General features: G+C 41.9%; 10 protein-coding genes. 3 read left to right on the top strand and 7 right to left on the bottom strand.

Annotated elements, in window-relative coordinates:
* Positions 1–71: 71 nt before the first annotated feature.
* Together DYH63_RS14025 and ffh are read right to left on the bottom strand one after the other, a co-directional pair.
* Positions 72–956, bottom strand: a complete 885-nt coding sequence (locus tag DYH63_RS14025; RefSeq protein ID WP_116789396.1) for a bifunctional 5,10-methylenetetrahydrofolate dehydrogenase/5,10-methenyltetrahydrofolate cyclohydrolase — start codon at positions 954–956, stop codon at positions 72–74.
* Between the two features lie 99 nt (positions 957–1,055).
* Positions 1,056–2,396 carry a signal recognition particle protein gene (gene ffh, locus DYH63_RS14030; RefSeq protein WP_116789397.1) on the bottom strand — a complete coding sequence of 447 codons (1,341 nt, stop codon included), beginning with the start codon at positions 2,394–2,396 and terminating at the stop codon, positions 1,056–1,058.
* Between the two features lie 919 nt (positions 2,397–3,315).
* On the opposite strand from ffh, the gene DYH63_RS14035 reads away from it, so the two are divergent.
* From DYH63_RS14035 to DYH63_RS14045, 3 genes are read left to right on the top strand one after another with little or no spacing between them, the layout of a single operon-like run.
* Complete coding sequence (locus tag DYH63_RS14035; RefSeq protein ID WP_116789398.1) at positions 3,316–3,837, top strand: RNA polymerase sigma factor; 522 nt, start codon at positions 3,316–3,318, stop codon at positions 3,835–3,837.
* 43 nt (positions 3,838–3,880) lie between these two features.
* A complete protein-coding gene (locus DYH63_RS14040) occupies positions 3,881–4,777 on the top strand; it encodes a FecR family protein (RefSeq protein WP_116789399.1) in 897 nt (298 codons plus the stop codon).
* Positions 4,774–7,308, top strand: coding sequence for a TonB-dependent receptor plug domain-containing protein (locus tag DYH63_RS14045; protein WP_116789400.1), 2,535 nt, complete (start codon positions 4,774–4,776; stop codon positions 7,306–7,308). Before DYH63_RS14040 ends, DYH63_RS14045 begins: the two co-directional genes overlap by 4 nt.
* Before the next feature lie 23 nt (positions 7,309–7,331).
* Here the strand turns inward: DYH63_RS14045 and DYH63_RS14050 are convergent, their stop codons facing one another.
* The 5 genes from DYH63_RS14050 to DYH63_RS14070 all read right to left on the bottom strand — a co-directional run bounded on the left by DYH63_RS14050 (position 7,332) and on the right by DYH63_RS14070 (position 14,133).
* A complete protein-coding gene (locus tag DYH63_RS14050) occupies positions 7,332–7,757 on the bottom strand; it encodes a hypothetical protein (protein ID WP_116789401.1) in 426 nt (141 codons plus the stop codon).
* A gap of 85 nt (positions 7,758–7,842) precedes the next feature.
* A complete protein-coding gene (locus DYH63_RS14055; RefSeq protein ID WP_116789402.1) occupies positions 7,843–9,246 on the bottom strand; it encodes a peptide-N-glycosidase F-related protein in 1,404 nt (467 codons plus the stop codon).
* A 114-nt stretch (positions 9,247–9,360) separates the two neighbouring features.
* Positions 9,361–11,028, bottom strand: coding sequence for an MBOAT family O-acyltransferase (locus DYH63_RS14060; protein ID WP_116789403.1), 1,668 nt, complete (start codon positions 11,026–11,028; stop codon positions 9,361–9,363).
* On the bottom strand, positions 11,028–12,461 hold the full coding sequence (locus DYH63_RS14065; protein WP_240409004.1) for a GDSL-type esterase/lipase family protein: 1,434 nt from the start codon (positions 12,459–12,461) through the stop codon (positions 11,028–11,030). The genes DYH63_RS14060 and DYH63_RS14065 overlap by 1 nt, the downstream gene beginning before the upstream one ends.
* Entirely contained in the window at positions 12,451–14,133 is a 1,683-nt protein-coding gene (locus DYH63_RS14070) for an SGNH/GDSL hydrolase family protein (protein ID WP_240409006.1), read from the bottom strand. The genes DYH63_RS14065 and DYH63_RS14070 overlap by 11 nt, the downstream gene beginning before the upstream one ends.
* Positions 14,134–14,152: the final 19 nt, after the last annotated feature.

A 14,152-nucleotide genomic window follows, 5' to 3' on the forward strand; every position in this document is an offset into this window, starting at 1 on the left:
TCCCGAACCTGCTAAAAACAAAAAATCCCGTCTGCTTATTGCAAACGGGATTCTCATATATTTCTAAAATCTTATTTTTTCACTTTTCGCAATTCCCTTGCCAATAGCGTGTTCTTAAGAAGCATTGCAATTGTCATAGGCCCTACACCACCCGGAACCGGGGTAATAAAGCTGGCCTTTTTGCTAACATTTTCAAAGTCTACGTCGCCGGTAATTTTATAACCTTTCTCGTTAGTTTCATCCGGTACGCGGGTAATGCCCACGTCTATAACCACTACATCGTCTTTAACCATTTCGGCTTTCAGGTAGTTAGGTACACCCAGTGCTGTAATGATAATATCTGCCTGTGTGGTGATCTGGCTAATATTCTTAGTATGGCTGTGCGTAAGAGTTACGGTACTGTTACCCGGAAAGCCCTTGCGGCCCATTAGTATGCTCATAGGGCGGCCCACAATGTGGCTGCGGCCTATAACCACGGTATGTTTACCCGCAGTTTCTACGTTATAACGCTCAAGCAATTCAAGGATACCAAACGGTGTAGCCGGAATGAACGTTGTCATATCAAGCGCCATTTTACCAAAGTTTTCAGGGTGGAAACCATCCACGTCTTTACTTGGGTCGATAGCCATAAGTACTTTTTGCTCGTCTATTTGCTTAGGCAGCGGTAACTGTACTATAAAACCATCAATATCGTCATTCTGGTTAAGCTCTTCAATTTTCTTTAAAAGTTCAAGCTCGCTAATGGTAGCAGGTAGTTTTATCAGGGTACTTTCAAAACCTATCTTTTCGCACGATTTTACTTTGCTACCTACATAAGTAAGGCTGGCTCCGTCGTTACCTACAAGCACAGCAGCAAGGTGCGGCACCTTTTCGCCATTGGCTTTCATTTTTGCTACCTCGGCAGCTATTTCATTCTTAATGTCTTCAGAGACTTTTTTTCCGTCGAGTAGTTGCATTCTTTATGTTTGTAGTTGTTGTTGTTTATTGTTTGTAGTTTAGGGTTATGCGTTCAACGTTCTGATTGGCAACCATAAACTGTAGCAGCAAAGCTGCTGCTACCCCTGCATTCCTTTCATGCCACCCATCATGCGCATAAGGTTTTTGCCGGCACCGCCCTGCATCATCTTCATCATTTTGCTCATCTGGTCAAACTGCTTTAGCAATTGGTTTACCTGCTGTACGCTGGTACCAGAACCTTTAGCAATACGGTTTTTACGCTTAACATCTATAGTTGCAGGTTTGCTACGCTCGCCCGGGGTCATACTGTGTATTATGGCTTCGATGTGCTTAAAGGCATCATCTTCTATCTCTACATCTTTAAGGGCTTTGCCTGCACCGGGAATCATCCCAACAAGGTCTTTCATGTTACCCATTTTTTTAACCTGCTGTATCTGCGAAAGGAAATCGTCAAAACCAAATTCGTTCTTCGCGATTTTCTTTTGTAGTTTGCGTGCCTCTTCTTCGTCATACTGCTCCTGCGCACGCTCTACAAGCGACACCACGTCGCCCATACCAAGAATACGCTCAGCCATACGTGCAGGGTAAAACACGTCTATAGCCTCCATCTTCTCTCCGGTACCGATGAACTTGATAGGCTTATCTACTACCGATTTAATGGTGATGGCAGCACCACCGCGTGTATCGCCATCAAGCTTGGTAAGGATAACACCATCAAAGTTAAGCCTGTCGTTAAAGGCTTTTGCAGTGTTTACAGCATCCTGGCCCGTCATGGCATCTACCACAAACAGGGTTTCGTGCGGCTCTATAGCTTTATGAACGTTAGCAATCTCGTTCATCATCTCCTCGTCTACGGCAAGGCGGCCGGCGGTATCTACAATAACCACGTTAAAGCCGTTAGCCTTAGCGTGCTTAATAGCGTTCTGGGCAATTTCTACAGGGTTGCGGTTGCCTTCTTCGCTATACACCTCTACTCCTATCTGACCTCCTACAACATGAAGCTGGTTGATGGCCGCAGGGCGGTAAATATCACACGCTACAAGAAGCGGTTTTTTGTTCTTTTTTGTTTTAAGGTAATTAGCCAGCTTACCAGAGAAGGTAGTTTTACCACTACCCTGTAAGCCCGACATAAGTATAACTGTAGGGTTTCCGCTAAGGTTAACCCCGGCAGTTTCTCCCCCCATAAGCTCGGTAAGTTCGTCTTTAACAATCTTAACCATAAGCTGACCCGGCTGTAGCGTTGTAAGTACGTTTTCGCCCAGTGCCTTATCGCGCACGCGGGTTGTAAAGTCTTTGGCTATCTTAAAGTTAACGTCGGCATCAAGTAATGCACGGCGCACCTCTTTAAGGGTGTCGGCTACGTTTACATCGGTAATCTTTCCGTGGCCTTTCAGTATATGGAATGCCTTATCTAATTTATCGCTTAAATTATCAAACATAATGTGGTTTCATTTAAAGAAGCGCAAATTTAAGGATTTGATTTTGAAGTAAGGAGTTATAAAATAAAAAATGGACAATTAACAGCCATTATTTAAAAGTTTTAGCCTTTGCGCATAAATCAATGTAAGAAAAAGACACTTAATACAGCAACCATATATTTTTATGGCATGGTTAACGCTTACAGAATATAAAGAAGCCGGCTCTGGGGGAGCCGGCATTTCCACCTAAATCTGTTTAAAGATTACACCTTTTACAATGCTATTATAAAACTACAGCGTTTTAGCAAGACCACAAAGGCCCGTCGAGAATTTACACTATTTGACCGAGAATTCGCATTAAACAAACAATCAGCTATTTAAACCTGGCTTAACATCAAAAAAAAACCGGCACCCTAAGGCACCGGCAGGAGAAAAATTAAATTAAATGTTTCTTTTTCAATGATAATTTTTAATTCTTAATATGTTGTACTATAACAGCCATGTTCTAAAACACCCTACTTTTCTGACTAAAAAAATAAATAAAAAAACCTGCTACATAGTTGTAGCAGGCTCCTTAATAAAAACTATCAACTAAGGTTTACTTGTCAGTTTTACACTAACTCAAATGTTTTCTAAATTTAGTTAATTTTTAAAATAAAACAAAATAAATTATTAAAAAAAATAAATTATAATTCATCAATTTAAGAATGTAAGATTATTAGTAAACATTTCAGGGTTTTAGAATATATAATGTGGTTAACAAATAGGCAATCTTGGCAATTCAGCATTGTTTGTCTCTCTTTGGCAATACGCATCATCTTAAAACTAAAGTAGGGAAAAACATTTGCCAACTGTTATTTACAGTATTTGGCTACAAGCCTATATTTAACACCGTCCATAACCATAAATTTGTTACCTTAACACCCATTTACAGCCGCTTATGAATGATGAAAGACAAAGGGGAATATGTGAGGAACTTACCTTTTCTAACTTTTTTGCAACACATGCCAGGACGCTGCGTAATTATCTGTTCTATAAATTTGGCAACCAGGACCAGGCAGAAGATATAACCCAGGAGGCTTTTATAAAACTATGGGAAAACTGTGCAAATGTACCTCCGGAAAAAGCCAAAGCATTTATATATACCGTGGCAAATAACACCACGCTAAACCAGATAGCCCACCAAAAAGTGGTCCTGGAATATGCAAAGAAAAGTAACATTACAAATACCGACTCGCAGAGCCCCGAATTCCTGCTGGAAGAAGACCAGTTTAAGGCTAAATTGCAAAGGGCTATAGAAAGCCTGAGCGAGGCACAACGCACGGCCTTTTTACTGAATCGCATTGAAGGAAAAAAGTACCATGAAATTGCTGAAATACTGGAGATAAGCATCAAGGCCGTTGAAAAAAGAATTAGCGGCGCATTGCTGGAATTACGCAAACAAATTGATAACTTTAGGTAGGGTTTTTTGCCACCCGCCTGTTTTTAAAAAAAAGACAAGAGCAATGGACGATATTAAGTTAGCAAAGTGGCTTAATGATGAGATGGACGCACAGGAACTTAAGGAGTTTGAGTCGTTGCCGGAATATGCCACTTACAGCAAGATAAAAAAATACTCAGCAGAGCTTACAGCTCCTGTAGCAGATATGCCTGCACTATATGCAAGGATAAACGCAAATAAAAACCACCCGCAGCCTAAGGTGCGAAAGCTAAACGTATGGATGCCCCGCGTAGCGGCTGTACTGTTTATTGCCATGGGGCTTAGCTTCTTTTTATATGCTGCACATACTACAAAACAACATGCGGGTGTTGCTGCAATAGACACATTTAGCCTGCCAGACGATTCTCAGGTAACGCTTAATGCCGGCACCGAGGCTAATTATAAAGAATTTAACTGGTCTAACAACCGTGTGCTTGAACTAAACGGCGAGGCTTACTTTAAAGCAGCGAAGGGTAAAACCTTTGATGTCGTTACACCTCTGGGTACTGTAACTGTAGTAGGAACGCAGTTTAACGTAAAAGCCCGTGGCAGCCGACTGGACGTTACCTGCTATGAGGGTAAGGTAAAAGTTACCACACCTAATGAAACCATACTGCTTACACCGGGAAAAACCGTAGCTTTTGAAAACGGCACTAACCTGAACCTGCCGGATGTAAAAGCATCTGAACCGGGATGGGTGCGCCATGAAGCGGTATTTGTAACTGAAAATATTAAAAATGTAGTAGCTGAACTGGAACGTCAGTTTGGGGTTACCATAGAGCTTGCAGGAACTGTTTCTACAAAAAGCTACAACGGTACCATACCTACAAAAGACCTGAACACTGCTCTTGATATAGTTATGGGCCCTTATAACCTGAACTATAAAAAACAGGGCAATAAAATCATCCTATCTGCTGAATGACGCGTGAAACCGGGTATGTTATATTAATACTTTCCTTTTTTTTTTTCGTCCCCCGTGTGTATGGGCAGGATGAAAATAAAAGTGTAGAATTAAAAACAATACTCGAAGCGATTACAAAACAGCACCACGTAAAATTCAATTATCTTGAAGAAGACGTAGCAGGGCATGCTATATTTCCGCCCGAAGCGCGCCTTCCGCTTAAAGCTAAGCTTATTTTTATAAGCAACCGCACACTACTAAATTTTAAGCAAATTGGCATTTACATATCTATAAGTGCTACCCGTAAAACAGAGGTGCGCACGCACTGTGCTTTTATTACGGATGAAAATGGCAACCCGCTTGAAGATGCGGTAGTACAATATGGCACCACTACATTGCTTACCGGTAAAGATGGCTATTTTACTTTCCCTAAATCTGTAAACCAGGTATTTATAGAGCACGTTGCCTATGCTACAAAAACCTATGCCGTAGCAGAAACCTATGGCGACTGTGCAGAAATAAAAATGATACCTGCCCCGCATGAACTTCAGGAAATAGTAACAGAGCGTTATCTGGCTACGGGTATTGCCAAGCTTAAAAACGGCAGCTACAACATTAAGCCTTCTAAATTTGGTATCCTTCCCGGGCTTATAGAAGCCGATGTACTACAGGCCATGCAGCAGCTGCCCGGTATAAACAGTATAGACGAAACCGTAAGCAACATCAATGTACGCGGTGGTACACACGACCAGAACCTTTTTACATGGAACGGTATCCGTCTTTTTCAAACGGGTCATTTCTTTGGGCTTATATCTGCCTTTAACCCTAACCTGGCACATAATATAGAAATATCAAAAAATGGCACTTCTGCTTTTTTTGGCGAAAGCGTATCCAGTACGGTAAACATATCGTCACATCCCGAAGATATAGAAAGAACATCGGGCAGCGTAGGCGCTAATATGATTAGTATTGATGCCTATACCCGTATAAAAACATCGCCCACTACTAATATTGAGCTCTCTGCCCGCAGGTCATACACCGATGTTATTGATTTTCCTACTTACACAAAATATTCGCAGCGTATTTTTCAGAACACAGTAGTTACAGGCCTTAATACCAACGATGACCTCTATTACAGGAGCGACAAGGAATTTTACTTTTACGATTTTACAGCACAGGTGCATAAAAAAATAGGCAAAAAGCATCATATCTATGTTGATGCCATTGGTATAAAAAACAGCCTGACCTTTACACAAAGTACCTTTATGCCCTTTGGTCTTATTATAAAAAACAGCAGCCTTAGCCAGCTAACACTTGGCGGAACGGCTGCCTGGCATGGCACGTGGGATTTGCATAATACTACAGAAGCTTCTTTTTATGCCTCATATTACAACGTAGATGCCCTCAACTCCAGTTTTCAGGATGGGGGGCGTAATACCCTGCAACAAAATATTATAAACGATGCCGGTTTTCAGGCTGCGCACACTTATAATTTCAACAACGGACTTAAACTAAAAGGTGGCTACCAATATAACCAGATAACCATTAAAAATCGCGACTTTATTGACTTTCCGGAATATGAACGCGACCTGAGAGGATCTGTAAAAACACATGCTGCCATTGCCCAGGCCGAATATGGTACCACAGAAAAACCATTGTATATACTGGGAGGCATACGGTTTAATTATATAGAACCTTTTGGATTGTTGTATGCAGAACCGCGCTTAAGCCTTACCTATAAACTGGGGCAGGACTGGCAGGTAAGCCTGCAGGGCGAACGCAAAAGCCAGACTACAAGCCAGGTTGTACAATTGCAGGAAGATTTTCTGGGTATAGAAAAACGTCGTTGGGTACTGGCTAATAATAATGACATACCGGTACAACGCAGCAGCCAGGCATCTGTAGGACTTACTTACAAACGAAATGGACTATTGATATCGCTTGATAATTTTTATAAAAAAGTAAGCGGCATTACCACAGGCGGGCAGGCTTTCCAAAACCAGTATGAACTTATTGACGCCACAGGATATTATGAGGTACTGGGCTCTGAGTTTTTAGTACAAAAGCAGTTTAAGCATTTTTATGTATGGCTAAGCTATGCTTATAACCACAATAACTATCATTTTACTAAGCTGGAACCCTCTGTTTTTTCAAGCAACTTTGAGCTACCTCATACGGTAAACAATGCCGTTACATATGAGTGGAAAAACCTGAAAATATCGTTAGGCTCTAAATTTTTTAGTGGCCGCCCCTATACTCCACCTTTCATAAACCTGCCAGTAGCCGATGATGGCAGCGCTGCCATTATATATGATTACCCTAACGGGCACAGGCTTAAGAGTTATTTTCAAATGAATTTTTCTATTGGCTATTCAGTAAGGCTTTCTAAAAATTCGAATCTACAAACCGGAATTTCAATACTTAACCTGCTTAACAGGACAAATACACTTAACCGCTATTACAGGGTTAGCAGCACAGGTAACGACATAGACCGGGTAAATACTTTTGGGCTAATGCGTACCCCAAACGTTATGGCAAAGGTTACTTTTTAATCTATTTACAATCTGTTTAGATTTTATTCTTTAAAAAACACTTCAGCCCTTTTTAGTAGAAAAGGAAAACAACTATAAGTATACATCATATTTTTATAAAGACCCGGAGCACCATTTCCGGTCAGAATTTTCAAGTCGCCATTAACTGATTTTGTACTATAATAAAAGTGCAGCGTATCATTACCTGACGTAATATGGTTAACTTTTTTAAGCCCTTGTATATTAACAAAACTCTTCTTACCGTCATCAATTTTAATGTTATCACCTGAAATAAACACCATGGTATCTTTATTATTAACACCGTAATAAAACGTCTTTCCAAAATATTCTTTTGAGGCATAAAGCTGAGCACACTGGTTCTCCTTGCCTAAATAAGTTGTCCCATCATTATGCCGTATACCACAAGCCAAAAACAAAAGCAGCAAAAGCCCAATACCTATTTTCTTCATAAAATCTAAAAGGGATATCTTGTAAATATAAAAAGCCCGTCCGCTAAAAGCGAACGGGCCTATCAATGATAAACTAAAAACAAAATTATTTCTTAACTATCTTCTGTGTCAGCACCTGGCCACCATCAAATTCTGCATTAACTATGTAAACCCCATTTTGAAGTTGTGCCATGTTTATAGCAGCACCGTTTCCTTTAAGAACCACTTGTCCAAGAGTATTTACAACAGAGAACGATTTTACAGGTTCGCCTGTACTGGCAATAGTAGCAATATCAGTTACCGGGTTCGGGTATACACTAAAGCTGTTTTTTGCAAAACCATCTACATTGGCAGCTATAGCCTCATTACCCTGTACATATAATGACATAGGGAAATATCCCTGTCCACCGGTAAAGGTAGCTGCAGGTACTGTAATCTTAAATGTATGCTCTCCTGCTGCAAGGTCTCCAAGCGGAATAACACGGGTAACAATTCTTGCACCCGGACACCAGTTGCTAAACTGCGCCCACTGGGCAGCAGTAAGTATCGTAGGGCCATATATACCGTTTGGCATAGTATTATATTGCCTGTAAGGCTCACAGTTTTCGCCCGGCCTGTAACGAAGTTTTTCTACGCCATCAAGGTATGCGTAATGCCATCTTCTGATATACTCTTCACCACCACTATTAGAACCGTGGTTAGATGTAATAAGGCTAAATTCGGCATCTTTAATTGGCTTATCAAGGGTAAAGGTTATAGACCTTACCGTTGTATTCAACTCATCAGTACCTTGTCCAAAATAGTTAGTTTCTGTAGCCTGTACATAGTTTTTTAGCTCAAATTTAAAAGCCATGTCTTTGAAATAAAGATCGCCCCTTGCAGGAACTGACGTATCGGTGCTTGAAACAAGTTCAAGAGAACCTTTATAAACATCGTTACGATTATTACAAAGCCCTGATGCTAAAAAGTCCCACTGGGCACCACCGGTATTAGCATTTGGCGCTCCCTGGTATCCATAAATCTCCAGTTCCAGCCAAAAATCATATTCCGCAGCTAAAACTTCATCATGAAGTATGTAGGTTAAATTGTCAACGTCAAAAGTATAAGGAACAGATGTTGGAGTCCTTGTGATGTTATTCATAAATGGTGTTATGAACCTGCCAACCTCTATACGGCGCACGCCCCTGTATTCATAAGATGTAGCACCTTTAGGCACAAATGCAAGGTTTACACCACCTATACGGTCATAATCGTCACACAGCGCAGATGCAGATACATTAATGGTAAGTTTATTACCTATCTGTGCAATTTGCTCAGCAGTCAGTTTTTTACCATAAGAGGTATTGTTGTTGCGTATGGCACCTTCCGGTACCGGGGTAGACACAGTGCCTTCATACATACCGTAAAAAACGGCATCTTCATAAACCTGTAACGTATATGGCTCCTGTGAATGGGCATCCAGCCCAAAAAACGAAGCGCATAAAGTAAGCAGTAGTAAAGTTTTTCTCATGTGGGTATTTTTAAAGTGCGAAATGTAATCATTTTATTTAATTAACATTCCCTTTAATTACGAATAATACACCCAAATTAGGAAAACCAACTATTTTTTACCAGAATGTTATATTTAAAACTGAAAATATATAAATGGCTGTGGCCCTGCGGCTGCGGCTGCATATACAAGCCAGAAAACAAGGCCTAAGATTATGCCTTTTAGTGGCCATGCCAATGCGCCAAAGGTACGCTCCATAAAATCTGTAAAGCTTTGCGGCAGGAAATGCCACACATAGCCTATAGCCATCAGGATAAACACATTTTTATAACCCAGGGCAATGGTTTTCCAATGATCGGGCTCAAAGGTTACCTTACCTATATTACTGATAAGATCTAACGCTATGCCAAAGTCTTTAGCACGGAAAAATATCCAGCAGAAAGCTACGAAATGAAATGTAAGCAATACGGCAATAACTTTCCATACAGCACTTCCCAGGGTTTTCTTATTATCATTTTTAGGAGGGAAAAATTCTATCCATATTTTATGTACCGCAAGGGCAATGCCATGCAGGCCACCCCAAATAATAAACCTCAGGCTTGCGCCGTGCCATAAACCGCCAAGGAGCATGGTAGTCATAAGGTTTACATTGGTATACATGGTTTTTTCTCTTTGCCTGGATAGCATAAACGTCATGGTAAATGCTACCACTCCCGCTACTGCCAATATAAGCGGTATGTTACTGGTACGCGAAAAGTTGATACCAAACACTACAAGCCCGAAGAAAAACAACGCCGGGAATAAAAACCCCGCAAATGAGCCATGCCTGTTACCCCCTACTGATATATAAAGAAAATCTTTTAGCCACGTAGAAAGCGAGATGTGCCACCTGCGCCAAAACTCTGTAATGCTGGCAGATTTATAAGGCGTAAGGAAGTTGGTAGGCAGCCTGAAGCCTAATAGCAATGCTATACCTATGGCCATATCACTATAGCCTGAGAAATCGCAATATATCTGTATAGTGTAACCGTAAGCCGCCATAAGGTTTTCAAAAGCGGTGTAGGCATTAGGCATATCAAACACCCGGTCTACAAAGTTGATGGAGATATAATCTGATATTACCGTTTTTTTGATAAGCCCCCCAATGATAAGGAACAACGCACGGTTTACATCTTCGCGGGTTAGGTTTAGCTTAGCGTATATCTGCGGAATAAAATCTTTGGCTCGTACTATAGGCCCTGCAACCAGTTGCGGAAAGAACGACACAAAGAACAGGTAATCAAGGTAATTCTTAGCCGGGGTAATTTCTTTACGGTAAATCTCGATAATGTAACTGATGGACTGGAATGTATAGAACGATATACCTACCGGCAGTATTACTTTAAGGAAACTATAGTGCGTACCGGCAGCAGTATTTACGGTATCTATAATAAAGTTACTGTATTTAAAGTATCCCAAAAAGGTAAGGTTTACAATAACACTAAACCACAGGTATACCTTTCGCTGCACATCGCGTTCTTCACGGTACAAAAAGTAGCTCAGCGTATAATCAACCACGCTGGAGAGTATGAGCAGCAAAAAATAGCGCTCACTACACAGGTAATAAAAGTAGATGGAGAAAGCTGCCGTAAAAACAATCCTTGTCCGGAAATTATCCCTTATAAGTGCGTAGATAAAGTAGAATATAAGAAACAGCCTCAGGAACTTAGTTGTATTAAACAACATTGGCTCCTTAGCATCATATAAAAACCAGCTATGCAGGTTTTCGGCGGTTATTTGCGGCAAAAAATCGTTAAGCTGCATTATTTATCCCTGTTGGTTTTAAAATTATCATATGCTTTTACAAAGGCTTCGCTAAAAAGACGGCCCTGTTTTTCATATCCGTCTTTAGTATAGTGCACGCGGTCTCCCCCTATTATGCCACGCTTTGCGTTGCGGGGTACACCATACAGCCCACCCATTTCGGTGTACATATCCCAGGTAGCATAGTTTTTTTCGGCTTCCTGTTCGGCAATGCTTTTCGCATAAGCCGCCGCTATGGTATTAGGGTACTTCCTGCGGAAGAGCGATGGCGGCGGGGTCATTACCAGTATGCAGGCATCAGGACATTCCGCCTTAACGCTGCTTATGAACTGGTTAAGCTGTATTAGAAACCCTTCTGCACCGGTCTTGTCAAAAGATTCGTTAGTACCTAATGATATCACAACCAGGTCGGGCTGTAATGCCGGCAGTTGCTTAAAGAACAGCGGGTACTTATTATAATCTGAAGCCTTAGCACCATTTACACCAATAGCATGGTACAACAGGCCGGGCGCATCATTTTCGAGCACCAGCCCGCTAAGTGAATATTCTTTTTGCCCTTTGTTTGGCAACAGGTAAATTTTATCAAGCGCAGTACTACTGTGGTAATAATGCGAAAGCGAATCGGACTGCAACGCAAGCGGAATAAACTCAGAACGCCGCACCTCCCGCTTTTGCATTTCGCCGGTAGGTATCTTTAGCGTTTTACCCGCACGGATACGGTCTGTCTTAAGGCCGTTCATCTTTTTAAGTTGGGTTACGCTTACATTGTATTTATCTGCAATGCTGCCCAGTACCTCCCCGCTTTTAATGCGGTGGGTAACTTTTTTAGGCACAGTACTTTCAAGCACTATGGTTTTACTGCTTGTAGCCACATCAAAGTCGGGCTCATTACCCGGCGTGATAATTTTTATGGTATTAAAATCGTAAGCCGAATCGCGCACGTTTAGCTCTACGGCAAAATCCTCACGGGTTTTCAGGACAATGCCACTAAGGCCTACTTCCATACCCGCCTCTACAGGATAAATAACCCTGCGCACCTGCCAAGAGGCATTACTCGTAAAACGGGTGTTATAGCTGCCATTTGTCTTTGCCAGCTGGTGCGGAAACGTAAAGCCGCCGCCGCCATTGCCATACATTTCCTGTAAACGCTTACGGATGTAGTTGGTCATCAGGTCGGCCTGGATATGGCTATCGCCAATGTGCACAATATTTACCTTACCGGCCTTTTGTTGCTCCATAAGAGACAGCTTTTCAAAAAACAGTTTAAGCGATGATGTATTGGTAATAACGTTATCGCCCACCATTTCTACCTCATCATCAAAGTCAAGTGTATCTACAGCCACACTGTCGATAACCACCTCTGTGGTATCAACCTGCGCTTTCACAGTAAAAGTGAAAAGCAATAGTAATATGGCTATAAGATTACTGCGCACTCGTGGTATCTGCTTTAGTAGTTATTGTTTGCGGCGTTACCTCAGGTTTTTTCTCTGCCGGTTTTGCCGTACCCACAGGTGTTTGCCTTGTAGCTTGCGCAGGTTTTGTTACCGGCTGCGGCGTTTTTGCCGGAAGCTGTTTTATAGGTGTAGCAGCAGGAAACTGCGACGTTGTTTTTACCGGCGGACTTACCGGTGCTACTGTCTTAAACGAATCTGCGGCAGGTTTTGTTGTAACCGGTGCAGGCAAAGGCGCTACAGGTTCAGGATCTGGCGGCAGGGTTTTGCCACCGCGCAGTTTTTTATATTTTTCGTAACCTTCATTAAGCTGTCCGTAAATAAGGTCGGACACTTTCTTGCTTCCGCGGAAGTTAAAATGCGTATAATCTTTATTGGCCAAAGCAGGATCCTGCTCTACCCACTTAACCATAGAGCCATCGCCGCCCATAAGGCTATACAGGTTAATATAAGATGCTTCGCTCTTAACGGCATAGCGTTTTTGGGCGAGCGCTACAGGCACTACGGCAGAATCGGTTTTCATCTCTGTACCGTATTTTGTCGACTTATCTGCGGTAGAAATTACCAGTATTGTAACACCGGGGAAACATTCGCGCAGGTGGGCTACTACCTTTTCCATACGCTTTTCATACCAGGTATATTTAAGCGAACCGTTGTTCAGTATGTTTGTACCATATTGCAGTACAATAAGATCGTACCCCAGCTTATCATTAAACGCCTTCATGAGCGCAGTATTAAAACTGCCGTTTGGTATGCCGGAGTTACCACGGGTACTAAAGTTATCAACGTGTACGCCACGCCCATCATCAAAGCTAAAGCCATAGAATGGTATGCTGTCAGACTTTATAAAATCGGCTTTAAAGCTTTTATAGTTGTCACCGAGTTTCAGCGTGTTTAACGTACCAGATGGGTTAAGCTTTTTGGTAATGGTATCGTTACCCGCATATACCCTTATGGTTGCCTGTGTATTACCACTACGCCCGTAGAAAAGTGTAGGCGATGGCAACGAACTTATGTGCCCAAAGTTAACTGCTTTGTATTTTACCCATGCGGGGTTAAGGCTGTCGTGTTTTGCAAAGAACACGCGACCGTTAACACCAAAAGGCTTTGTAGGGCTTTTTACATTAAGGTAGCTCTGGGTTTTCCAGTTGGATGCAAACTGGTGTGTAATGGTATTGCGCGATGGCGCCGACTCTGATGCGATGCTTACAAAGCCTACACCCTCACCCCCAAAACGCGCCTGAAGGCTGGTACGCAGGTCTTTCACGATCATGTCGCCATCGGTCATCGAGTCGCCAAAGTAGGCAATGCGCACATTACCCTGGCCTGTTTTTTCGAGTTGCATCAACTTTTCATAAAAGCGTATCAAGTGCTGGTAACCTTTATAATTCTCAAAGCTTTCCGGCGGAAACTTTACACCATAGGTTTCCTCAAAGGTAATCTTTGTATTGCTTAGTGTATCTTTTTCGGCTACGGTATCGCCCGCCTCCTGCACGGCTTCGAGCATAAGGCTGTCTACCGCCACATTTTTAGTGTTGCCGGTGGTTTCGGTAAGTATTTTTTCAGGGAGTATGCTCTTAAAAAACAGCATGGCGATTACCGAGATAACCACTATGGCATACGACTTAAAAAAGTAGGGCTTGTTCTCGCTCACGTTTTTTGTAGGTTATGGA

The organism is Flavobacterium psychrotrophum, from assembly GCF_003403075.1.
Classification (GTDB): domain Bacteria; phylum Bacteroidota; class Bacteroidia; order Flavobacteriales; family Flavobacteriaceae; genus Flavobacterium; species Flavobacterium psychrotrophum.

Coding starts and splice junctions, on each gene's coding strand:
- DYH63_RS14025 (WP_116789396.1), bottom strand. CDS start 956: ATGCAACTACTCGACGGAAAAAAAGTCTCTGAAGACATTAAGAATGAA.
- ffh (WP_116789397.1), bottom strand. CDS start 2,396: ATGTTTGATAATTTAAGCGATAAATTAGATAAGGCATTCCATATACTG.
- DYH63_RS14035 (WP_116789398.1), top strand. CDS start 3,316: ATGAATGATGAAAGACAAAGGGGAATATGTGAGGAACTTACCTTTTCT.
- DYH63_RS14040 (WP_116789399.1), top strand. CDS start 3,881: ATGGACGATATTAAGTTAGCAAAGTGGCTTAATGATGAGATGGACGCA.
- DYH63_RS14045 (WP_116789400.1), top strand. CDS start 4,774: ATGACGCGTGAAACCGGGTATGTTATATTAATACTTTCCTTTTTTTTT.
- DYH63_RS14050 (WP_116789401.1), bottom strand. CDS start 7,757: ATGAAGAAAATAGGTATTGGGCTTTTGCTGCTTTTGTTTTTGGCTTGT.
- DYH63_RS14055 (WP_116789402.1), bottom strand. CDS start 9,246: ATGAGAAAAACTTTACTACTGCTTACTTTATGCGCTTCGTTTTTTGGG.
- DYH63_RS14060 (WP_116789403.1), bottom strand. CDS start 11,028: ATGCAGCTTAACGATTTTTTGCCGCAAATAACCGCCGAAAACCTGCAT.